This is a genomic window from Microtetraspora niveoalba, from assembly GCF_001570405.1.
Classification (GTDB): Bacteria; Actinomycetota; Actinomycetes; order Streptosporangiales; family Streptosporangiaceae; genus Microtetraspora; species Microtetraspora niveoalba.
On record NZ_BBYM01000004.1, the window covers coordinates 1 to 21825 of the forward strand.

General features: G+C 73.2%; 25 protein-coding genes. 5 read left to right on the plus strand and 20 right to left on the minus strand.

Annotated elements, in window-relative coordinates; all coding sequences use genetic code 11:
* Together AWQ70_RS02820 and AWQ70_RS02825 are read right to left on the minus strand one after the other, a co-directional pair.
* Positions 1-797, minus strand: a 797-nt coding sequence (locus tag AWQ70_RS02820) for a phosphatidylglycerol lysyltransferase domain-containing protein (RefSeq protein WP_505794137.1), incomplete at its 3' end; no start/stop codon positions are given.
* A 225-nt stretch (positions 798-1022) separates the two neighbouring features.
* The gene (locus AWQ70_RS02825; RefSeq protein ID WP_067169771.1) at positions 1023-1457 is read right to left on the minus strand and encodes a methyltransferase domain-containing protein; all 435 of its coding nucleotides are present in this window, start codon (positions 1455-1457) and stop codon (positions 1023-1025) included.
* Between the two features lie 287 nt (positions 1458-1744).
* On the opposite strand from AWQ70_RS02825, the gene AWQ70_RS02830 reads away from it, so the two are divergent.
* On the plus strand, positions 1745-2752 hold the full coding sequence (locus AWQ70_RS02830) for a phosphotransferase enzyme family protein (protein WP_067169773.1): 1008 nt from the start codon (positions 1745-1747) through the stop codon (positions 2750-2752).
* 27 nt (positions 2753-2779) lie between these two features.
* Here the strand turns inward: AWQ70_RS02830 and AWQ70_RS02835 are convergent, their stop codons facing one another.
* Positions 2780-3769 (minus strand): zinc-binding dehydrogenase, encoded by a 990-nt coding sequence (locus tag AWQ70_RS02835; protein WP_067169775.1) that lies wholly within the window; start codon positions 3767-3769, stop codon positions 2780-2782.
* A 193-nt stretch (positions 3770-3962) separates the two neighbouring features.
* On the opposite strand from AWQ70_RS02835, the gene AWQ70_RS02840 reads away from it, so the two are divergent.
* Positions 3963-4586 (plus strand): TetR/AcrR family transcriptional regulator, encoded by a 624-nt coding sequence (locus tag AWQ70_RS02840; protein WP_067169784.1) that lies wholly within the window; start codon positions 3963-3965, stop codon positions 4584-4586.
* A 21-nt stretch (positions 4587-4607) separates the two neighbouring features.
* Here AWQ70_RS02840 and AWQ70_RS02845 read toward each other — a convergent pair whose 3' ends face one another.
* The 9 genes from AWQ70_RS02845 to AWQ70_RS02885 form a co-directional block, all read right to left on the minus strand.
* The gene (locus AWQ70_RS02845; protein ID WP_067169787.1) at positions 4608-5093 is read right to left on the minus strand and encodes a MarR family winged helix-turn-helix transcriptional regulator; all 486 of its coding nucleotides are present in this window, start codon (positions 5091-5093) and stop codon (positions 4608-4610) included.
* A gap of 134 nt (positions 5094-5227) precedes the next feature.
* Positions 5228-5572 (minus strand): RNA polymerase-binding protein RbpA, encoded by a 345-nt coding sequence (locus AWQ70_RS02850; RefSeq protein ID WP_061254757.1) that lies wholly within the window; start codon positions 5570-5572, stop codon positions 5228-5230.
* Positions 5573-5697: 125 nt separating this feature from the next.
* Positions 5698-7116, minus strand: coding sequence for an MFS transporter (locus AWQ70_RS02855; RefSeq protein WP_067169790.1), 1419 nt, complete (start codon positions 7114-7116; stop codon positions 5698-5700).
* Positions 7117-7171: 55 nt separating this feature from the next.
* On the minus strand, positions 7172-7963 hold the full coding sequence (locus tag AWQ70_RS02860; protein WP_067169792.1) for a glycerophosphodiester phosphodiesterase family protein: 792 nt from the start codon (positions 7961-7963) through the stop codon (positions 7172-7174).
* Between the two features lie 98 nt (positions 7964-8061).
* A complete protein-coding gene (locus AWQ70_RS02865) occupies positions 8062-8619 on the minus strand; it encodes a TrmH family RNA methyltransferase (protein ID WP_067169794.1) in 558 nt (185 codons plus the stop codon).
* Positions 8616-9209 carry a class I SAM-dependent methyltransferase gene (locus AWQ70_RS02870; protein WP_067169800.1) on the minus strand — a complete coding sequence of 198 codons (594 nt, stop codon included), beginning with the start codon at positions 9207-9209 and terminating at the stop codon, positions 8616-8618. Before AWQ70_RS02870 ends, AWQ70_RS02865 begins: the two co-directional genes overlap by 4 nt.
* A 22-nt stretch (positions 9210-9231) precedes the next feature.
* Positions 9232-10179: a VWA domain-containing protein gene (locus AWQ70_RS02875; RefSeq protein ID WP_067169802.1), complete on the minus strand. Its 948-nt coding sequence runs from the start codon at positions 10177-10179 to the stop codon at positions 9232-9234.
* The gene (locus AWQ70_RS02880; protein WP_067169803.1) at positions 10179-11093 is read right to left on the minus strand and encodes a DUF58 domain-containing protein; all 915 of its coding nucleotides are present in this window, start codon (positions 11091-11093) and stop codon (positions 10179-10181) included. Before AWQ70_RS02880 ends, AWQ70_RS02875 begins: the two co-directional genes overlap by 1 nt.
* Positions 11094-11100: 7 nt before the next feature.
* Entirely contained in the window at positions 11101-12126 is a 1026-nt protein-coding gene (locus AWQ70_RS02885) for an AAA family ATPase (protein WP_067169807.1), read from the minus strand.
* A gap of 95 nt (positions 12127-12221) precedes the next feature.
* On the opposite strand from AWQ70_RS02885, the gene AWQ70_RS02890 reads away from it, so the two are divergent.
* Positions 12222-12926: a hypothetical protein gene (locus AWQ70_RS02890; RefSeq protein ID WP_245646679.1), complete on the plus strand. Its 705-nt coding sequence runs from the start codon at positions 12222-12224 to the stop codon at positions 12924-12926.
* A 206-nt stretch (positions 12927-13132) separates the two neighbouring features.
* On the opposite strand, the gene AWQ70_RS02895 is transcribed toward AWQ70_RS02890, so the two are convergent.
* Complete coding sequence (locus AWQ70_RS02895; RefSeq protein WP_067169813.1) at positions 13133-13774, minus strand: response regulator transcription factor; 642 nt, start codon at positions 13772-13774, stop codon at positions 13133-13135.
* A 50-nt stretch (positions 13775-13824) separates the two neighbouring features.
* Here AWQ70_RS02895 and AWQ70_RS02900 point away from each other — a divergent pair, with 50 nt between their 5' ends.
* Complete coding sequence (locus AWQ70_RS02900; protein WP_157529860.1) at positions 13825-14127, plus strand: trypsin-like peptidase domain-containing protein; 303 nt, start codon at positions 13825-13827, stop codon at positions 14125-14127.
* A 34-nt stretch (positions 14128-14161) separates the two neighbouring features.
* Here the strand turns inward: AWQ70_RS02900 and AWQ70_RS02905 are convergent, their stop codons facing one another.
* The 5 genes from AWQ70_RS02905 to AWQ70_RS02925 form a co-directional block, all read right to left on the minus strand.
* Complete coding sequence (locus AWQ70_RS02905; protein ID WP_067169817.1) at positions 14162-14539, minus strand: hypothetical protein; 378 nt, start codon at positions 14537-14539, stop codon at positions 14162-14164.
* Entirely contained in the window at positions 14536-15084 is a 549-nt protein-coding gene (locus tag AWQ70_RS02910; RefSeq protein WP_067169819.1) for a DUF7676 family protein, read from the minus strand. Before AWQ70_RS02910 ends, AWQ70_RS02905 begins: the two co-directional genes overlap by 4 nt.
* Positions 15084-15923, minus strand: a complete 840-nt coding sequence (locus AWQ70_RS02915; RefSeq protein ID WP_245646682.1) for a (2Fe-2S)-binding protein — start codon at positions 15921-15923, stop codon at positions 15084-15086. Before AWQ70_RS02915 ends, AWQ70_RS02910 begins: the two co-directional genes overlap by 1 nt.
* A gap of 78 nt (positions 15924-16001) precedes the next feature.
* Positions 16002-16832 (minus strand): Vgb family protein, encoded by an 831-nt coding sequence (locus AWQ70_RS02920; protein ID WP_067169821.1) that lies wholly within the window; start codon positions 16830-16832, stop codon positions 16002-16004.
* Positions 16826-18322, minus strand: coding sequence for an ABC-F family ATP-binding cassette domain-containing protein (locus AWQ70_RS02925; protein ID WP_067170596.1), 1497 nt, complete (start codon positions 18320-18322; stop codon positions 16826-16828). Before AWQ70_RS02925 ends, AWQ70_RS02920 begins: the two co-directional genes overlap by 7 nt.
* Before the next feature lie 73 nt (positions 18323-18395).
* On the opposite strand from AWQ70_RS02925, the gene AWQ70_RS02930 reads away from it, so the two are divergent.
* Entirely contained in the window at positions 18396-19001 is a 606-nt protein-coding gene (locus AWQ70_RS02930) for a TetR/AcrR family transcriptional regulator (RefSeq protein ID WP_245646685.1), read from the plus strand.
* A gap of 72 nt (positions 19002-19073) precedes the next feature.
* Here the strand turns inward: AWQ70_RS02930 and AWQ70_RS02935 are convergent, their stop codons facing one another.
* Both AWQ70_RS02935 and AWQ70_RS02940 read right to left on the minus strand, forming a co-directional pair.
* On the minus strand, positions 19074-20306 hold the full coding sequence (locus tag AWQ70_RS02935) for a sensor histidine kinase (RefSeq protein WP_067169828.1): 1233 nt from the start codon (positions 20304-20306) through the stop codon (positions 19074-19076).
* 407 nt (positions 20307-20713) lie between these two features.
* Entirely contained in the window at positions 20714-21667 is a 954-nt protein-coding gene (locus AWQ70_RS02940; protein WP_067169831.1) for a hypothetical protein, read from the minus strand.
* Positions 21668-21825 lie beyond the last annotated feature (158 nt).

The following is a 21825-nucleotide window of genomic DNA, read 5'->3' on the forward strand; positions in this document are numbered from 1 at the left end:
CGCCCGGCCTCGGCCGGGTCGGGACGGTTGCCCGCGAGCGCGGCCTCGGCGTGCTCCACCAGCCGTTCGAGCGCGGCCCGCGACCGCAGACCGGCGGCCGACCTGGGCCGCAGCAGCAGGAGGGTGTGCCAGGCGGCGTTGACCGCGGCGGCCGTGTCGTGCCGGGCGGCCGCCCGCGCGTGCCCCTCCTCCCGTACGCCCGAGCGCAGCAGGGCCGCGGCCTCCAGCGCGCGGGCGACGGCGACGCGCTCCGGACCGTGCGGCCGCACGAGCGCGGGGGCCAGGCAGACCAGCAGCGCCACCACGCCCGCGCCGAGCCCGACGGCCAGGTGCCCGGGGATGTCGCCGAGGCGCTGCGGGACGAACGCGCAGGTCGCGGCGACGAATGTGAGGACGACGTTGCCGGGCGGGCCGATACGGGCCGCGTCGCAGAGGATCCGGTGGACGGCGGCGATCAGCGCGGCGACGGCCACCCGGATGAGCGTCGAGTCGGTGAGCGACGCGGTGACCAGCGCCAGGCCGGCGCCCCCCAGCATCCCGGCCACGACCCAGGGCAGCGTCCTGGCCCGCGCGGCGTACGGCAGGCCGTGGCAGTAGAGCGCGCACAGGGAGCCGGCGGAGGTGTAGATCGCGAGGTCGAGGCGGCCGAGGAGGAGCAGCACCAGGCTGGGGACGGCCGTCGCGATCACGACGCTGAGCGCCGGCTTGTGCCAGATGTCCCCGTACGGCCGCAGGCGCAGGACGCCCTTCAGCGGAAGCGGCCGGACGCGGCCGCCGGATCGCGACCGCCCGGACATGTCAAGATCTTTCCCCTTCCGCATATATAACAGCTTAGCATCTAATTTACCAGGAAAGTATTATCTGTCCGATCTGGGGTCTTTCATCCCCTACGCGGATCGGCCCGGGGCCGAGTTGTGGTCGCCGGACGGATCGGGTGATCGGTCGAGTCGTTGGCGGCGACCCCGCCGCCCCGGTCTTCTGACCTCGATGGGTTGAAGCTCCAACGCAGCGAGCCGGTCGGCTCAGGCGCGCGGGATGAGGAGTTCACGAAGCGGATCGCCACCGTCGATGAAGAGCCGGGCCTCCGCCGTGGTCGTCAGGGCGATGCGCTGGAGCACCCGCCGGCCGACCTCGGGATGTCGGCCGTCGAGGGCTCCAACGCGAACGGCGAACACGATGTCGTATGGCTCTTCGTCAGCCTGCAGGACGAAGTCTTCGCCCGCGACCTGGCGGACGCTCATGCGGCCGGACGTGATTTCGTCTGTCGCGGCGGCTTCGGCCTGGGCGATGGCCGTGGCGGATCTGTCGATGGCCAGGATGTGGCCGGTGGTGAGCCGGGCTGCGACCGCTCGTGCGGCCGCCCCGGGCCCGCACCCGATTTCGAGGACACGCGAGTGCGGCTGAAGGGGAAGCGCGTTCACGACCGCGGCGAGGCGGGGTGACAGACGTGTCGGCATGAGCGGAAGACTAAGTGACGGTCGGCCTGGGCGGGCTCATCGAACTCAAGCAGGGTCGAGGCGTCCGCGGTTTCGTCGGGTGGTGGCGCAGCGGGTGCGTGACCGCTGGTTTCCGGGCTCGCGGAAGCCGTAGGCGTCGCGGGCGACGGGTGGTTTCCCAACCGACCCGGCCCGATCCGGGCCGATCCGGGCCGAGTCGACCGGCCAGGGCCCGCCTCCCCGCCCGGTTCCCGAGCCGGGGCGTGGTCCACAATGTCGATGACCTTGCCCCCCTAGAAGGACGGCGCATGCGGGAACACGACCTGTCCGGCGGCGCGGAGGTGCTGGCGCGGACCGACCTGGTGGCCCGCCTGGCGCTGCGCCACCACGCCCTGTCGCCGGAGGCGACCGCCACGCTGATCAACGTGTCGGAGAACGCGACGTACCGGGTGGACGACCCGGCCACCGGCCACCGGTCCATCCTGCGCGTGCACCGCCTCGGCTACCACACCGAACGGGCGATCGCCTCCGAACTGGACTGGCTGGAGGCGCTGCGCGAGGAGGCGGGCGTGCGCACCCCGCGCGTGATCCCCTCCGCCGGAGGCGCCCGCGTCCTCACGCTCGACGCCCCCGGCGGAGAGCGGCGCCACTGCGTGATGTTCGAGCACCTGCCCGGCACCGAGCCGCCCGAAGACCGCCTGGTGGAGGACTTCGGACGGCTCGGCGCGCTCACCGCGCGCATGCACCGGCACGCCCGCGGCTGGCGGCGGCCCCCCGGCTTCCACCGGTTCCACTGGGACTACGACGCCGCCCTCGGCGGGGAGGCGCGCTGGGGGCGCTGGCAGGACGGCGCGGGCGTCCACGGTGAGGCGCGAGCCGTACTGGCCCGGCTGGACGCGGAGCTGCGGCGGCGGCTCGCCGCGTTCGGCCGGGGGAGCGACCGCTACGGCCTGATCCACGCCGACCTGCGGCTCGCCAACCTCCTCGTCGAGGGCGCCGCGACACCCCATGTCATCGACTTCGACGACTGCGGGTTCGGCTGGTACCTCTACGACCTCGGCGCGGCGCTCAGCTTCATCGAGCACCATCCCCGGGTGCCCGAGATGATCGACTCCTGGCTCCGGGGGTACCGCGGCGTCCTCCCCCTCGCCGAGGAGGAGGAGCGCGAGATCTGGACCTTCATCCTGTTCCGGCGGCTGCTGCTGGTGGCCTGGATCGGCACCCACTCCGCCGTGGACGTGGCCCGCGAGCTCGGCGCCGGATACACCGACGGGAGCTGCGAGCTGGCCGAGCGCTACCTCGCCGGCCGCCTCTGAGCCGCTCGGGGCCCGCTCACGGCCCATTCAGGGCGTCAGGACGACCTTGCCCGTCGTGGCCCGGCTCTCCAGGGCCGCGTGCGCGGCGGCGGCGTCCTTGAGCGCGAACGTCTGCGTCAGGGGGACCAGCGCGCCGGTCGCCGCCGCGGCCAGCGCCCGCTCCTCCAGACCGCGCAGGCCGCCGGGCCGGTTCAGCACCCGCGGGCCGACCGCGACCGACGCCGTCAGGCCCCGCTCGTACAGGTCCCGGGTGGTGATCTCGGTCGGCCCGCCCGCGGCGTCCGCCCAGCCGAACAGGATCACCCTGCCGCCGATGCCCAACAGCTCCAGCACGTCCCGTCCCGGCGCGCCGCCGACGCCGTCCAGCGCCACCGTCACCGGGCGGTCGCCGAGCGCCTCCCGCACCGCGCGCGGCCAGCCCGGCCCGGTGTAGTCAACGGCGTGCGTGGCGCCGAGCGCGCGGACCCGCTCGACCTTCGCCGGGCCGCCCGCCAGTCCCACGACGGTCGCTCCGGCGGCGAGCGCGGCCTGTACGAGCAGGTTGCCGATGCCGCCCGCCGCCGCGGTGACCAGCGCGACGTCGTCCGCGGTGAGGGCGGCCACGTCGAGGATGCCCATGGTGGTGCGGCCGGTGCCGATCATGGCGACCGCCGCCTCGAACCCCAGCCCGTCCGGCAACTCGTGGATCGCGGCGGCGTCCCGTACGGCCAGCTCGGCGTAGCCGCCGGGCGCCATGCCGAGATGGGTGACGACCCGCTTCCCCAGCCAGCCGGGGTCGGCGCCCTCGCCGACGGCGTCCACCACCCCGGCCACCTCGCGGCCCGGCACGGTCGGGAGCTCCGGCACGGGGATGGGGCCCCCGCCGTAGTCCCCGGCCCGCAGCACGGTGTCGACCAGGTGCACCCCGGCCGCCCGTACGGCGATCCGCACCTGACCGGCGGCCGGGACGGGGTCCTCGACCTCCTCGTAGCGGAGGTTCTCCGCCGGTCCGAAGGCGTGCAAACGGATGGCGTACATGGTGGCCTCCCGGCTCGTTCGACGATCTCCAGGGCCCGCGGGCCCGTGCCATCCGTTGTAGATCCTCACCCGCCCGCGCCGCCATCGGACGCAGGTCCTAGGCCGAGGGACCCGCGGAAGACGGGAGACTGGTGGTGGTAGAAGTGACGGGGCGGACCGGCCCCGTCTCCGAGCATCCAGGGAGCCGGCACACATGAGTCCACGACGGCGTGACGACGAGGGCACCGCGAACGCGCGGGCGGGCAGGCGGACGGAGCTGCTCGCCACCGCGGCCGAGGTGTTCGCCTCGCGAGGGTACGCCGCCACCACCGTCAGGGAGATCGCGGACGCGGCGGGCATCCTCGGAGGCAGCCTCTACTACCACTTCGACTCCAAGGAGTCGATCGTCGACGAGATCCTCACCACGTTCCTCGACGACCTGTGGACCCGGTACGACGAGGTGCTCGCCGCGGGGCTGGGGGCGCGCGAGACGATGGAGCGCCTCGTCGTCGAGTCCTTCCGCGCCATCGACCGGCACCGCGCCGCCGTCGTGATCTACCAGAACGAGTCGCGGCACCTGTCGGAGGGGGAGCGCTTCGCCTACCTGCGCGAGTCCTGGGAGCGGTTCGAGCGCATGTGGGGCGACCTGCTCGACCGCGGGATCAAGGAGAACGCGTTCCGCTCGGACCTGGACGTGCCGCTGGGGCACCGCTTCCTGCGCGACACCGTGTGGGTGGCGGCGAGCTGGTACCGCCCCGGCGGCCGGCTGCCCGCCGACGAGATCGCCAGGCGCTACCTCAGCATGGTCCTGGAGGGCATCCAGGCACCCACAGGCTGACGTCCGGCCCCGGGAGGCCCTTCAGGGCTCGGTCAGGTCGCTCTCGTCCCCGTCGCGCGCGTACGCGTCCATGAGGGCGGCCAGGACGTCGCGGAACCGCCGGGCCTGCTCGGGGGTGAGCGGGTCGAACAGGCGGCGCCGCACCTCCTCGACGTGGCCCGGGGCGGCCGCCTCCAGGACCGCGAACCCCTCGCCGGTCAGCTCGGCCATGGTGGTGCGCCGGTCCCGCCCGTGCTTGACCCGGCGGACCCAGCCCTTCTCCTCCAGCCGGGCCATGGCGTGGGAGAGCCGGCTCGCGGAGAACCCGGTGACCCGGGCGAGCCGGGTCATCGTCAGCGTCCGGTCCGGGGCCTCGGACAGCATGGCGAGGATCATGTAGTACGCGTGGGGCATGCCCGAGTCGCGCTGGAGCTGGCGCTCCAGGGCCTCCTGGAGCAGCCGGGTGCTCGCCAGGTAGGCCCGCCAGGTCCGCTGCTCCTCGTCGCTCAGCCATCGTGTCCCGGACATGGCCCCAGCCTAGCGAATATTTGATCTTTCAACTTCGCCGCCGGGGCCGGAACGCGGCGACGCCCCCGGAGGAATCCCTCCGGGGGCGTCGCCCCTGGTCGATGTCTGTCCGTCGTCTTGCCCGTGCTATGCCGTCACGCGCTCTTGCGCCGCTGTGCCCGAAGGATCGCCAGACGCTCGTTGAGCACCTCTTCGAGGTCCTCGATGGTGCGCCGCTCCAGCAGCATGTCCCAGTGGGTCCTGGGCGGCTTCGCCTTCTTCTGCTGGGGCTGCTCGGCGTCCATCCGGAGAGCGGTGGCTCCGCAGCTGCGGCACTCCCAGCTCGCCGGAATCTCGGCCTCGGCGGCAAGCGGCACGGTGGTGCGATGGCCCTTGGGGCAGGTGTAGGACACCTCCTGGCGCGGAGCCAGATCGGTGTTGCGGTCGTTCTCGTAGCTGGTCGCGCCGAGCCGGGTACCGCGAAGTGCACGCTCGCCCATGTCTTAATGCCTCCTGAGGTCCCCGCCTGAGAGGGGTCGGTCTCCACCGCGTTCAACGCTTGATACCGTGTGGGGATTCCCACACGAAGCGCGATCCAACCGCCTGTTTTGCGGGGCGTGGTTCCTCAGATGCGCTCCGGCACCTCGTTCCCCGCCTCCCGGATGGCGCGCGGGATGTTCACGGCGACCAGCAGCCCGAAGCCGATCACGAAGAAGACGACCAGCGAGACGATGGCGATCCGGTAGCTGTTGGAGAACTGCAGCGCCAGCGTGATCGTCAGCGACCCGATGAACGCCGACCCCCTGTCGCTGATCTGCAGCAGGCTGAAGTACTCCGCCTCCCTGCCGGGCGGGATCACCTGCGAGAACAGCGAGCGGGACAGGGCCTGCGTGCCGCCGAGCACGATGGCGATGGCGAAGCCCATGGCGTAGAACTGCGTCGCCGCGCCCTCCTCCAGGAACACCGCCACGACCACGATCAACGTCCAGACGACGAGGCTCGCGAGGATGGTGCGCTTGGTGCCGTACCTCCTGGCGAGCGCGCCGAGCAGGAGTGCGCCGCCGAACGCGACGAACTGCACCATCAGGATCGTGGTGATCTGCACGTCCTTGCTCAGCCGCAGCGCCTCCGACGCGTACGCCGCCGAGTTGCCGATCACCGTCTGGACGCCGTCGTTGTAGACGAGGTAGGCGACCAGGAACAGCAGCGTGCGCGGGTAGCGGCGCAGCTCCCCGATCGTGCGGCCGAGCTGGCGGAAGCTGCCGCCGACCGACCGCAGCGCGGTGGTCTCGTGCGCGGGGACGGGCCGGTTGCGCAGGGCGAGCAGCGGCACGACCGTGAAGACCGCCCACCACAGCCCGGCCGACATCATGCTGATCCGCACCGCCATGCCCTCGCTCACGCCCAGGCCGTCCCGGCCGAGATAGAGGACGAGGTTGAGCGCGAGGAGCAGGCCGCCGCCCAGGTAGCCGATCGCCCATCCGCGCGAGGAGACGCGGTCCCGCTCGTCCGGGGTGGAGATCTGCGGCAGGAACGAGTCGTAGACCACGACCGACGCGCCGTATGACAGGTTCGCCACGACGAACAGCACGCCGCCGAGCAGGTAGCGGTCGCCCTCCACGAAGTACAGGCCCATGGTGGCCAGGGCCCCGACGTACGCGAAGCCGCCGAGCAGCTCCTTCTTGCGGCCGGTGTGGTCGGCGAGCGCGCCCACCACGGGCAGCGCGACGATCTGCAGCAGCACCGCCACCGTGAGGGTCAGCCCGAAGTACGCGGCGGGCCGGATGTCGGCGCCCAGCACGTCGACGAAGCCCAGCCGGTCGGTCGCCAGCCGGTCGAAGTCGGCCACGCAGGCGTCCACCGGCATCCCCGGGAAGTCCCTGCCGCACGCCGCCGCCTTGGCGACCGGGATCAGGTACGGCCCGAGGAAGACCGAGATGATCGTGGTGTAGAAGGCGGAGTTCGCCCAGTCGTAGAAGTACCAGCCGCGTTGTTCCCGGCGGCGGGCCTTCGGGGTCTCGTCGATGACCTGGGGGGTGGTCATGGGGTCCTCCTCGCCGGGCGCGCGCCGCGGGATCGGGGGTGTCGGACGCGGGATGTCAGGTGCGGGGGTGCCACTGGCCGCGTGAGTCGAGGACGTCGCGCAGGCCGGTGATGTTGTCGGTCATGATCCCATCCACGCCGAGGTCGAGCAGCCGCCGCATCGTCGCCGGGTCGTCCACCGTCCACACGTGCACCTGCATGCCGAGCGCGTGGGCCGTGCGGACGAGGGACCGGGTGGTGACGCGCAGCCCGCCCACGCCGACCGGCACCTGCGCGCAGGGCACCCCGGCGCGGGCCAGGGAGGCGAGCAGCCGGCCGTACTCCGACCCCATGGCGGCGGCGCGCAGCGCGGCCACCCCGCGCGGCCCGAGCGAGGAGCACACCGGGACGCCGATCGCCCGGCGGGCCCGCGCCAGGCGCAGGTCGGAGAACGAGGTCAGGCAGATCCGGTCGTAGGCGTTGGTCCGGCGGATCGCGCGGGTCAGCGGCAGGATGGAGGCGCTCTCCTTCACGTCGATGTTGAACCGCACGTCCGGCCAGGTGCCGAGAAGGTCCTCGAGGAGGGGGATCTCCTCCCTGCCGCCGATGCGGGCCTCGCGCACCTCCCGGTAGGGGAGCTGGGAGATGCGCCCCTTGCGGTCGGTCACCCGGTCCAGGGTGTGGTCGTGGAAGGCGAGCAGCACGCCGTCGGCCGTCGCGTGCGCGTCGGTCTCCAGGTACGTGTACCCGAGATCGACCGCCCGCGCGAAGGCGGACATCGTGTTCTCGCGCCCCTCGGCCGCCCCGCCCCGGTGGGCGAAGGCGAGCGGCCCCGGGTGGTCGAGGAAGGCGAAGCGACGCCGGGTCATTCGTTGGTCACCGCTCCTTGGACTCAGCTCCCGTACGACCAGGAGTATGCCGGTTGGAGGCCCAGATCGTCAGTGAGCACTCCGTGAACATCCGCCGATCAGGGATGAACGGCCGCCGCCGACCACTCCCGCCGCCGCGCCTCCGCGAGGGCGATGGCGGCGGCGACGGACACGTTGAGCGACCCGACCCGGCCCACCTGCGGGATGTAGACGACGCCGTCGGCCGCCTCCAGCAGCGCGGGGGAGCAGCCGTGGTCCTCGCTGCCGACGACCAGGCACACGTCGCCGCCGAGCGCCGCCTCGTGCAGCGGCGCGGCGTCGCCGGTCAGCTCCACCGCGACGACGCGGTACCCCTCCTCCTTCGCCGCGCGTACGGCCTCGGCGGCGGGCACCGGCGGGTGCCACTCGACCAGCCGGTCGGTGCCCAGCGCGGTCTTCTGCGCCTTCGGGTTCGTCGGCGGGGTGGCGTTCCCGGCCAGCCAGATCGTGTCCACCCCGAACGCGGCGGCCGTGCGGAACACGGACCCGACGTTGAAGGGGCCGGTGACCGATTCGAGGATGAGCGCCAGGCGGGACCCGGTGGCGCGGCGCCAGGTGCGGTTGAGCCGCTTGACGTCGGTCGGCCGGAGCTGCCTGCGCGGGTTCGGGGTGCTCATCGCGCTTCCACCTTGAGGATTCGGTAGGCGGACCGGCTGGCGGCCCGGGTCGTGGGCCAGCCCTGCCCGTTCAGCCAGGTCTGCAGGGAGTCGGAGCCGAGGTGCTTCTGGACGACCAGGTAGGCGACCCCGTCAGGGGTGAGCCGGTCCAGCCAGCGGGTGAGCATCTCGTGCAGGGCCTGCTTGCCGATGCGGATGGCGGGGTTGGACCAGATCGCCCGGAAACGCACGTCGCCCGGCACCTCGTCGACGTGAACCGACCTTACTTTGTCAAGGCCGGCGGCCCCGGCGTTGCGCGCGCACAGCTCCACGGAACGGCGGTTGACGTCCACGGCCCACACGGTCGCGCCGGGCGCCCGCGAGGCCATCGTCAACGCGATCGGGCCGTACCCGCAGCCCAGGTCGAGCAGGTCGCCCTCGGCGGGCGGCGGTGGCACGCTCTCCAGCAGCACGCGGGTCCCCGCGTCGATCCGGTCGGGGGAGAACACCCCGCGGTCGGTCTCCAGCCTCAGGTGCAGGTCGGGGAGGAGCAGCGTGACCGTGCCCGGCCGGCTGGCCGTCCGCGGACGCTCCTCGAAGTAATGTGCCACATGGACAGACGTTACCAACGGGTCAGGGGAGCCGTGCCCCCAGCAGCATGCCCGCCCCGGCCGCCACCGCGCCCAGCAGCAGCGCGGCGAGGATGAACCGCTGCGTGATCTCCTGGTTCACGATCTTGTAACCGAGCGAGGTGCCGATCTGCGCGTAGACGTCCCGCAGCTCGCTGCCCGACTGGGCCTCGTACGCCCGGCCGCCGGTGCCGTCCGCGAGCGACTGCAGCGTCGCCTTGTTCACCGGGACCTGAACCGGCCGGTTGTCGATCGTGACCGTGCCCTCCGGCGTGCCGTACGCGATGGTCGACACGGGGATCTTGGCGGACAGGCTCGCCTGGATCGCCTCGTTGACCGACCGGCCCGAGGTGTTGTCGCCGTCGGACAGCAGCACGATCGCCGACGGCGGCGGATCGGTCACCGCCCGCTGGTCGAACGACCTGATCGAGTCGAGCGAGTTGAACACGGCCTCGCCTATCGCGGTGCCCGGCCGGGTGGACAGGTTCGAGATCGCGGTGATCACCGCGGCGTGGTCGGCCGTGGGGGAGATGACCACGGACGCCGACCTCGCGAACGCCACCACGCCGACGTTGAACCGCTCGGGAAGGTCGGAGACGAACTGCTGGGCCGCCTGCTTGGCCGCGACCAGCCGCGTCGGCGGGACGTCCCGCGCCTCCATCGACAGCGAGATGTCCACCGCGATCATGATCGTGGCCCGGTCCCTCGGCACGCGTACGCTCCCGGCGGGGCGGGCGGCGGCCAGGACCAGGACGCTCATCATCACCAGGAAGACCACCGCGGGCACGTGCCGCCGCCAGGCGGGCCGCTCCGGGACGACCACCGACAGCAGCCGCAGGTTCGTGAACCGCACCGCGTACCTGCGGCGGGCGAACTGCAGCGCGACGTACCCGCCGGCCAGGAGCGCGACCGCCGCGAACAGCCACAGCCAGCCCGGGGAGAGGAAGAGCATCAGCGCCCTCCCGCCGGGTGCCGCCGGGCCAGGTGCGCGGTCCGGCGCTGCCGGAGGACGAACTGGACGATGTCCGCCACCCAGTCCCGGTCGGTGCGCAGCACCAGGTGCGCCGCCCCGCTCCGGCGCAGCGCGGCCCGGGTCGCCTCCCGCTGCGCCGCCGCCGCGGCGGCGTACCGCTCGCGGACCTCGCGTGACAGGTGCACCTCCCGGGTCCGGCCAGTCTCCGGGTCGCGGAACGCCACCAGCCCCACGTCGGGCAGCTCCAGCTCGCGCGGGTCGATCACCTCCACGGCCAGCACCTGGTGGCGCGCGGCGAGGCGGCGCAGCGGCCGCTCCCAGGTCTCGGGGCCGTCCAGGAAGTCCGAGACGACCACCCGCAGGCCCCGCTTGTGGTGGGCCCCGGCGAGCGCCTCCACCGCCGCGCCCAGGTCCACCGGCCCCGCGCCCCGCGGCAGGCCCGCCAGCCGGTGCAGCAACGCGTACAGGGCGGGCCGCCCCCCGCGCGCCGGGTGGCGGCAGACCTCCTCGCCGTTCAGCACGTACGCGCCGAACCGGTCGCCGACCCGGCCGGCCAGGAACCCGATCGCGCCCACGGCCGCGACCACCAGCTCGCGCTTCTCCATGTCGGCGGTGCCGAAGTCCATGCTCGCCGACAGGTCCACGACCGCCCACGTCTCCAGCTCGCGGTCGGCGATCAGGTCCCGGACGTGCGGGGTGGTCGTGCGCGCGGTGACCGCCCAGTCCATGCGGCGTACGTCGTCCTCGCCCGGGACATAGACGCGGGTGTCGCCCAGCTCGCTGCCCGGGCCGGGGATCAGGCCCTGGTGGTTGCCGTGCAGCAGGCCGTCGAGCCGCCTGACCACGGTCAGCTCCAGCCGCCGCAGGGCGAGGTCCGCGGACGCGGCGCTCATGCCCCGCTCACCTGGTGCCCTGGTTCCACACCACGACCGGCGGGGGGACGGTCGCCAGGATGCGGCGCACCACGTCCTCCGCGTCCACGTCGTCGGCGAGGGCGTCGAAGGTGAGCATCAGCCGGTGCGCCATCACGTCCACCGCCACGTCCCGCACGTCGTCGGGCAGCAGGTAGTCGCGCCCGCGCAGCAGGGCGAGCGCCCGGCCCGCCGCCATCAGCCCCAGCGTGGCGCGCGGGCTCACCCCGATCTCGATCGTCTCCTCCAGCTCGCGCAGGCCGTACTCGGAGGGGGAGCGGGTGGCCATGACCAGCCGCACCACGTAGTCGGCGACCAGGTGGTGGACGGACACCTCCTCCGCCATGTCCTGCAGCAGCATCAGCCGTCCGGGGTCGAGCACCGGCCGGGGCGTCGGCGGGCGCACGCTCATCCGCTGGAGGATCTCCAGTTCCTCGTGCGCGCTCGGATGCGACACCCGCACCTTGAACAGGAACCGGTCCCGCTGCACCTCGGGCAGCGGGTAGACCCCCTCGGACTCGATCGGGTTCTGCGTCGCCAGCACCACGAACGGCCGGGGCAGCGGATGCGTCCGGCCCGCCAGTGTGACCTGCCGCTCGGCCATCACCTCCAGCAGCGCCGACTGCACCTTCGCCGGGGCGCGGTTGATCTCGTCGGCGAGCAGGAAGTTCACGAAGACCGGTCCGAGCTCCACGTCGAACCGCTCGCTGCCCGGATGGTAGACGCGGGTGCCCACGATGTCGCTCGGCACGAGGTCGGGGGTGAACTGGATCCGGGCGAACGTGCCGCCGACCACCGTGGCCAGCGTCGAGGCGGCCAGCGTCTTGGCCACCCCCGGGACGCCCTCCAGCAGGCAGTGGCCCCGCGCGAGCAGGGCCACCAGCAGCCGCTCGACCATGTGGTCCTGCCCGACGATCACGCGCCGCACTTCGGCGAGGGTCTCCCGCAGCGCCCCGACGTCGCCGCCCCCCGCCCGATCCCGATCCGGCTCACTTCGCTCATCCGCGACGGTCATGCGCGTTATTCAATCGTGACTTCGTGGGAGAATCCATGCCCTGACAGTGCCCGGCGTCGCCGGACGGAACCGTCCGGTGTGTTTTCATGAGCTGGATGGCCACTCCTTTGCAGTACGGCGACCCGCCCCGCCTGGGGCCCTTCGTGCTGCAGGCCCGTCTCCTGACCGCCCCGGCCGGTCTCGTCTACCTGGGGCAGGGCCCCGACGGCCGGGTCGTCTCCGTGGCCGTGCTCACCCGGGGGGCCGCCCTCGACGCGGCCGCCAGGGACCGGTTCGTCACCGCCATCACGGACGCGGAACGGCACGCCGGTCGGCGCGGCGCCCCGGCGGTGCTCGCCATGGACGGGGGTCCGGCTCCCTGGGTGGCCGTGCCGTACGCGCCGGGCGGGGTGGGGGCGGAGCGGTTCCTCGAACCGGTCATGGTGTCGGGGATGCTGCTCGGCGACAGGAACGGGCCCGACTTCGTGCCGTTCTGGCTGGGCGACCGGGACCCGGCGCTGCCGGCGCCCGCGCCGCCCGGGCCTCCGCCGGTCGCGACCAGGCGTTCGGTCGGCCTGGCCGCCGCGCTGCTGGCCACGCTCGTCACGCTGATGGTCGTCATGATGCTGTTGCTGCTGTTCCGGCCGGAGGGCGACCAGCAACCGTCCCGCCCGCTGCCGCCGCCGGTCGTCGTCCCCACGCCGCCGCCGACGCCGGCCTCGCCCCGGCCGGGGGACCAGTCGCCCACGCCGTCCGAGGGCGGTACGGAGCGGCGCACCGCCGTCCCCGGCGGAGATGACGACCTCGGCGGGGAGATCTGACCCGGCCCTTCCGGGAGTTCGGCCCATGGACCCGCCACGGCGGATCTCAGCAGCGCGGATCTCGGCAGGGCCGATCTCGGCGGGGCCGACGGCCGGTGGGGGCGTCGTCGGAGGTCGGCGGCGGTCGTCGGTGGTCGGCGGCGGTCGTCGGTGGTCGGCGGCGGTCGTCGGTGGTCGTCGGTGGGAGAGACGGCCGGTGTGGGGCGTCAGCGGGGGGAGACGAACCCCGACTCGTAGGCCGCGATCACCGCCTGGGTGCGGTCCCGGGCGTCGAGCTTGGCCAGCACGTTCCCCACGTGCGTCTTGACCGTCTCCGGGCCCACCACCAGCTCGGCCGCGATCTCGCCGTTGGACAGGCCGCGCGCCATCAGCCGCAGCACGTCCGCCTCGCGCGCCGTGAGCCGGCCGATCCCCGGCACGGCGCGGTCCGCGCCGCGCGCGGCCGCCAGCGACCTGATCGCGGCGGGGAAGAGCAGCGAGTCGCCCGACGCCACCAGCCGGATGGCGTGCACCAGTTCCTCCGGCCGGGCGCGCTTGAGCAGGAAGCCGCTCGCCCCGGCCCGCAGCGCCTCGTAGACGTAGTCGTCGTTCTCGAAGGTCGTGACCACCAGAACCTTGGGCGGCGCCTGACCGGCCAGGATCCTGCGGGTCGCCTGGATCCCGTCCAGCGCGGGCATGCGGACGTCCATGAGCACCACGTCGGGCCGCGTCGCGCGCACCGCGGACACCGCCTCGGCCCCATCCGACGCCTCGCCGACGACCGCCAGGTCCGGCTCGGCCTCGATGATCACGCGCAGGCCCGTACGGATGAGGACCTCGTCGTCGACGATCACCACACGCAGCGCCACGGCTCAACCTTAGAGGGCCTCCGGCGGTCGGCCCGAACGCGTCCGGGCCGATGTGTCAGCGACCAGGCCTGACCGGCGACAGCTTCGTGCGTGTCACCGGAACCGCGCGCGCCTGCGGCCGGGATGTCGCGGGAGCCGGGTTCGTCTTCGCCCGGGAGCAGGTGATGCTGACCGCGCACACCGTGGCCGGAGCGGATCTTCCCGTGAAGGTTTCGCTCGCCGGCGGGCGAGGCTTCGACGCCGAGGTGGTGGTCTTCGATCCGCTGACGGATATCGCGGTGTTGTCGGTCAAGGGCCCACCGTCGCAGCGAAGGCGGGCGACCGTCCCGGTCTCCACCGAACGGTGCACCTGACGATTACCCCCCGCGATCTACATCGTAAAGGCGGTCACGATGGTCCGCCGATGCCCTTCCCGTTCGGGATCCGACCCTGGCGGCCGGACGACCGGGGTCCTTCGAAGATGTGAAGGCCGAGAATCGCGGAGGGCTCGGCCAGTCCGGGGCCGCCCGCGCGGATCCACGCCGCGATGTCGTCGGCCGCCTCCATCTGGTTGACCAGGCCGAGCCAGACCGGACGGCCGCCCGCCGCCCGCCCGGCGGGTGAGGGCCGGACGACGACGTTGGCCTGCTCGCACACGTTCAGGCAGTCGGTGACGCGGACGTCGGCGACCTCGGCGAGCACGCGTACCTGCGCGTCGTGGTCGAGCCGCGCCACCTTCCCGCTGTTGCCGCAGCAGCAGCCGCGGCAGACGACGATCCCGCTCATCCGTGCGTGAAGCCCTTGCCGGTGCGGTCCAGCGGATCGGGCTCCAGACCGAGGTAGGTGGCGCGGATCTCGTCCCAGGCGGCCAGCCGGGTGAAGTCCGGCGGGTCGAGGACCTGCTGGCGGTCGGTGAGGAACGGGTTGGGCAGCATCACGGTCATCATCTGCTCGTCCCTGCCGTTGAACAAACGCACCCCCCAGGAGGTGGGGCTGCCGTCGGCGCCGACACGGCGGTACAGTTCGGCGCGGGCGCAGCGGCGGATCCGGCCGAGTTCGGGGCCGCTCGCGGTGTGCTCGCCGATGCACAGATGGAAGTGCCAGCGGCCGAAGTCGACGGTGACATAGCCGTCGTACAGGCTGATCCGCTCGGGCGCGTTGGGCGCGGCGACCTCCCAGGCGGCGCCCTGGATGATCACACCGAACCAGATGTGCTCCCAGTACTTCTCGAAGATGTCCTTCACCAGGGACAGCAGGGTCTGCTCGTCGGTGGGCAGCGCCCACACGTGCAGGGTGCCGGTGCCCTCTTCCTCGACGACGATGTGGCTCATCAGGGTCCTCGGGATTCTCGTACGGCACGGGTCCACTGCTCGCGGCGGGCCTCGGCGGTGATCAGGGCGCAGTCGCCGCACTTGCCGCCGCCGGGCAGGCGGTAGTACAGGCAGCAGCCGCGCCGGACGAAGAAGGGATGGCCGGGCGCCGGCTCGGCCAGCTCCCCGGTGCCTCGCAGCGGGCCCATCTCCAGCAGCTCGCGGCCCAGAGCGACGGCCGCGCCGCCGAGTCCGGGGCGTACGCGGGCGAGGGCGTGGACGGTCCCCGCCAGCGCGGAGGCCGCGTTGCCCCACAGCAGGCCCGGTGCGATCTTCACGACCCTCCGGAACGCCGCGGCCAGCGGCTCCAGCAGCCCGGTCACCACGGTGCGGCACAGGTGCTCGGCGCCGCGTGCCGGGTCGCGGATCCGCCACCCGTCCAAGCGGGCGGCGCGCAGCGGAAGCGGTCCACCGGTCACGGCCCGCCAGTGGACCCGATCGGGGTCGAGGTCGATCAGCAGATCATGGGCGACCGCCGCGCCGAGCGGGGGTGACCAGAGCCGGGCGGCGAGCCCCTGGAAGAGGATGGAGGCGGCCACCCGGGTCTCGGCGGTGTTCAGCCGCTCGGCGACGTCGGCGATCCGTCCCTCCAGGAGGCCGGGATCGGTGAGCAGGTCGGCGAACGGCCGCCACCCGGCCTCGACCCGGCCGATGTCGAGCACGAAGTAGTCGCCGACCGTGGAGACGTCGGCGACCGCGCCGGACACGGCCAGGGGAGCGGCGGGCAGCAGCACCGGAGAGGCCGGCGCGTGTTCCGGCAGCGGGCGGTGGACACAGCGGTGGACATCGTCGGCGGTCACGCGCACCCTTCCTTCAATGCCCATATGGAGCACGAACACGCCCGAGGCGGGCCGCCCATCGGCGGCCGGTCCGGCCGGTCAACCTCTCACCAGAGCGCCGGACTCCATCGCGACCCAGATCGCGCCGTCGGGCCCGACCGTGAGCCCGTGGGGTTCGGCGCCCTCAAGCGGATACTCCTCGATCTCGCCCCCCGTCGTGATGCGGCCGAGGTTGCCGCTGCCCCACTCGGTGAACCAGAGGGCGCCGTCCCCGCCGGTCACGATGGCGTGCGGCCTGGCGGACCGATCGGGCAGCGGGAACTCGGTGACGGCGCCGGACGTGTCGATCCGGCCCACCTGTCCCGCGCCGATCTCCACGAACCACAGCGCCTCGTCCGGGCCGGCGCAGATGCCCACCGGAGCGGCGCCCGGCGTGGGCAGCGCGTACTGCGTCACCTCGCCGTCGACGGTGATGCGGCCGATCGCGTTGCCCTGGTTGAGGGTGAACCAGAGCGCGCCGTCAGGCCCCGCCGCGATCATCGACGGCATCGCGCCTTCGGTGGGCAGCGGGTGGAGGGTGACCTCGCCCGCCGCGGTGACGCGTCCGATCTGGTCACCCTGGAGCCGCGTGAACCACATGGCTTCGTCCGGGCCGGCGGCGATGCCGTACGGCGAGGCCACCTCGAAGGCGGTGATCGTGCCGTCCAGGGTGATCCGCCCGATCCGGCCGCCCACGAACTCGGTGTACCACAACGATCCGTCATGCCCCACGGTGATCACCGTGGGCTGCCCGTCGGCAGGGTCGAGCTGGAAGATCGTGGGGTCCTCGCCCGGGACGACCCGCCCGATCTGTCCCTGATGGACGAGCGTGAACCACAGCGCGCCGTCGGGACCGGTGACGACGCCGTAAGGAGAACCATTGATCAACATACGCAGCCCCCCGAAAGTGAGATTTCCATGCCGGTGAAACGGCGCCGCAGCGCCCGGTCGTGCGTGACCACCACGAGCGCGCCGCCGTAGCCGTCGAGCGCCTCTTCGAGCTCCTCGACCAGGGTGGGCGAGAGGTGGTTGGTGGGCTCGTCGAGCAGCAGCAGGTCATGCTCGCCCGCCAGCAGCATGGCCAACGCCAGCCGCCGCCGCTGGCCCACCGACAGTGCGCCGACCTTGAGCTCGAGCGCGTCCGGAGGGAACAGGCCGGTCGCCGTCAGCGCCGCCGCCTCCCCGCCGTAGGTCTCGATGACCGTCCGGTCCGGATCGAACGTCACCTCCTGCGGGAGGTATCCGGCCCGCGCGCCCGTCTCGGCCGCGATCGCGGCGAGCAGCGTCGACTTGCCCGCGCCGTTGGGCCCGTGGATCAGTAGCCGGTCGCCCGCCGCGACGCGCACCTGACCGAGCTGGACGAGCGTGCCCGTGCGCGTACCGGGAGCGAACGTGCCCCGGAAGCGCAGCGGCCTGGGCGGGCACGGGACCGGGTTCTCCTCCAGGCGGCGCAGGCGCTCCTGGGCCTGCCGTACCCGCGAGGCCACCGAGCTCTGCACGCGCCCGGCGTTGCGGTCGTAGGCCATCTTGTTGTTGTCCTTCATGGCCCGGCCGACGGCGACGCGGTGCGCGGTGGTCGCGGCGAACTCCTTGACCTGCCGGACCTCCTCCTGCCAGTCGGCGTAGGCCTGCTCCCAGCGCAGCCGGGCCGCCGCCTTCTCGCCGAGGAATCCGGTGTAGCCGCCGCCGAACCGGGTCATCGTGCCGCCTTCGACCTCGAGGATCGCCGTCGCCACCCGGTCCAGGAAGATCCGGTCGTGCGAGACCGTCACCACCGTGCCCTTGTGCTCGCGCAGCCGATCCTCCAGCCAGGTCGTGGCCGCCTCGTCGAGGTGGTTGGTCGGCTCGTCGAGCAGCAGGATCTCCGGCGAGGCCGCCAGCACGCAGGCCAGCCCCAGCCGTGCCAGCTCGCCGCCGGACAGGCTCGACAGCACGCGGGAGCGCTCGATCCGAGCCAGGCCCAGCCCGTGCATCGCCTTGTCCACGCGGGCGTCGGCCTCGTATCCGCCCCTGGCCTCGAAGGCGGTGAGCAGCTCGCCGTACCTGTCCATGTCCTGCGCCTCGGCGGCTTCCTGAATGCCGCGCTCGAGCGCACGCAGCTCGGCCAGGGCGGCGTCGATCGCCTGTTGGACGGTGTGGTCGCCGGGCAGGTCGTGGGTCTGGCCCAGGTAGCCGACGCCGCCGGCCGCCGACACCGTCACCTCGCCGTCGTCCGGCATCTCCAGCCCGGCGATCACTCGGAGCAGCGTGGACTTGCCGGAACCGTTCTCGCCCACGATCCCCGCGCGCTCGCCGGGGCTGACGCTGAAGGTAATCTGGTTGAGGACTCGGCGCTCGCCGTACGACTTCGAGACTCCCTTGAGGGAGAGCTGTGTGGTCAGAGGGAACTCCAATCGCAACTTGTGTAGCTTTAAGCTAGTCTGATTTCAGGGCCTAACGCAACTGGAGTTGACTTTGGACAGACGTCCCGGTGGCCGCAGCGCTCGCGTACGCGACGCCGTTCGGCAGGCGACGATCGCCGAGCTGGCCGAACACGGCTACAGCGGACTGACGGTGGAGAACGTGGCGATCCGCTCAGGCGTCCACAAGACGACCGTGTACCGCCGCTGGGGAAGCGTGGAGGGGCTCATCGCGGACGCGCTGGAGCTCGCGCGGGAGGAGCCGTGGCCGATACCCGACACCGGCTCCTTCCGGGATGATCTGAGGGAGATCGTCCGGCTGGTGCAGAGCGGGTTCGCCGATCCCGTCGCCGGGCCGATCTCCGCCGCGTTCGTGACGGCGGCCGTACAGAACGGCGACGCCGCGCGATCCCTGCACGACTTCTTCGTGGCCCGCCACGAGCAGGCGGCCGAAGTGGTGCGGCGGGCTGTGGAGCGGGGCGAGCTCGCGGCGGACACGGACGGCGCCGAGGTGATCAGGATGGCCGTCGCTCCGATCTACTACCGGCTGTTCATCACGCACGAGCCGGTCACCGAACGCGACGCGGAGCGCGCGGCCGACGCCGCTGTCGCCGCCGCGCGCGCGGGCGTCCTGTCCGCGCCTACCTCTGATCCGCGGTGAACCGGGGGATCGGCGTGGTCGGCGGACGGCGCCGAGTCGCGAGGGCCTCGTCGGCGATGACGCCGCGTACGCTCATGACCGCCACCCTCCCGCCGAAGGCAGCGGCAGGGAGGCGCGGACCCGCCAGCCGCCGTCCGCCGGTCCGGCTTCGAACTCGCCGCCGAGCAGGTCCGCCCGCTCACGCATCCCCGCCAGACCGCGGCCGGCCCCCGGACGTCCCGCCCGCCCGGGCCGTGTCGCGTTCCTCAGGTCCAGTTCCAAGGTCTCGTCGCGTACGGCCAGCGACACCTCGATCGGGGCGGCGCCGTACCGCAGGGCGTTGGTGAGCGCCTCTTGAACCATCCGGTACGCCTCACGGGACACCACCGGAGGCACACCGGATAGATCCCCTATTTTACGGATGATCCGAGCGCCGGAGGAATCCAGGAGCCGATCCAGGTCGCGCAGGGTCGGCTCCGGCTCCCGGCGGCTCGCGCCTTCGCGCAGCACACCGATGACGTGGTCCAACTCGCCGAGCGCGGACCTGGCCGACTCCTCGATCGCCCTCAGCGCCGCCCGCGCCGTCTCCGGGTCCCGGTCCAGGACGCGGCCCGCGGCGGCGGCCTGGACGGTGACGACGCTGAGGGCGTGACCGACCGAGTCGTGCAGCTCCCTGGCCAGGCGGTTGCGGGCGGCCAGCCGCCGAGCGTTCGCCTCGGCCGCCGCGAGCCGGTCGTCGGGGGAGGGGCCGAGCAGGGCGGGGGCCAGCTCGGCCAGGAGCGCCCCCGCCCCCGTCAGCGCGCCGAACAGTGCCACGAGGGTCAGCACGGCGAGCGGCGGCCCCCATGCCGCCGCCCAGCCCGTCTCCATCGTGAGATCGCCGACCCGCACGGGGCCGTCCACCACCGGCAGCGCCGCCGCCCAGATCGCGAAGGGCACGAGCGCCAGGGCGAGGCCGCTGGACACGCCGCCGACCGCGAGATGGGCGGTGAACCAGGCGGCGGTGCGCAGGCGTTCCGCCCAGGTGCGCCGGGCGCGGGGAGGTGGCGCCTCGACGGAGACGCCCAGCAGCGCCCGCGCCGCCACGATCTCGAACACGCGTACCGGCAGGAACAGGCCGGACGCGGCGACGAGGGGCAGGACGGCCAGGAAGATCAGCGGCTGGACCGAGAGCAGCGGGTCGCCGACACCCGGGGAGCTCCGCCAAAGCGCGGTCACCACCTCGCCGGCCATCATGTACGGCATCAGCAGCGCGCCGCCGAGGACCAGGCAGGCCCACCGGCGGTAGGTGACCGCGCTGCGCAACGCGGCGGCGACGGCGTTCACCGCGTGCTCCCTTCGTTTCCCGATCGTGGTCGTCGTTCCCGGGGCGCCGGGGTGCTCCGCGGGCCGCGGAGCGTTTTCATGGCCACTCCCGGCGCGTCCGGCGGTGGTCGCCCCGGGCGCATCCGTGGAGACGGACGCCGGGGCCGTCCGATTCTCCCCGTACGGCACCTGCTCGCGCGACCGCCCCTGGCCAGCGGTGGGGGACGCCGGTGCGAGGCGCTCGGGACCGGTGCGGCGATGCGGGACGGACGCGATGCCGGTGGCGGCACCCGGAGTCGAACGCGGGCCTGGGCGTCGGGTGGGCGTGGGCTGGGGGCGTGGGCTGGGGGCGTGGGGTGACGGCGAGGGCGAGGGCGTGGCGTGGGGCGAGGGCACGGGGTGGGGGCGTGGGGTGGGGGCGTGGCCGGTCAGGCGAGGCCGCAGGTGGCGCACCGGCCCCTGGTGCGGTAGTGGTAGCCGATCGCGGCCACCGCCATGGTCAGCCCCCACAGGAGGAACACGGGATAGATGGCCTGGAACACCCACGCGGAGATTCCTCCCAGGTCACCGCGGTTCGGCGGGGCGAGGAGGCCGAGCCCGGAGGCGACCGCCATGCCGGTGCCGATGAGCCCGGTGGAGATCGACATCACCGAGCCGACGAACGCGGCGGTCAGCGGCATCCAGCGCGGGATGAACCGGGGAGTCCAGGTGCGGGCGAAGCCGATCCCGAGCGCCACGCCGATGAGGCCGAGTACGGCGGTGTCGCCGAGACCGGGCGTCCACAGGTGGACGTCGTCGCCGAAGGTGTGGGGATCGTCCAGGCCGAACGTGCCGCCCAGCCCCCACTGCGCCTTCAGCACGCCGTACGCGCCGGCGAGCAGGGCGCAGGCGTATCCGGCGTGGCGGGTGTACCCGCCCAGGGCGTCCCAGCCGCTCCAGCCCTTCGTGCTCGGGCTCTGTCCGAGCTCGCCGGTCTCGCCGCCCTGGCCGCCCTGGCCGCCCTGGGCGTTCCCGGTACCCGGGCGACCGCATCGGGCGCAGGCGCCCAGCGACCGCCGCCGATGGCGCACAGTGGCGAACGCGACGGCCGTGCCCGCCACCAGGGACGCGATGCGGCTGCCGCTGGCAAGCCAGTCCAGCTCCAGGTTCAGGCCCAGGTCGGCCTGGTCGCCGGTGAGAAGGGAGATCCCCTTCATGATCAGTAAGAGGATGTCGAACGCGACCCCGGTCGCGGCGTAGCCGATGAGCAGCGCGGCGGCGGCCCATCCGCCCGCGACGACCCAGGGCCGGTGCGGGTGCCGGGCTGTGACACCCGGGGCTGCGGGGTGTGGGGCCGTGGGGTGCGGGTCCGTCGGGTCGGTGTTCGTCGGGTGCGGGTTCATGACTCCACGCTCCCGACAGCGCGGTCTGCGCTCCTCCCGTGCGGGAGGGACCGGCCTCCCCCGCGAGGGGGAGATCCGGCCCCGTGCGGGTTCCCCGTGTCTCCGGCAGGGGCGCTTGCCGGCCAGGGGAGATCATCCCAATGCGGGTTCCCCACCGC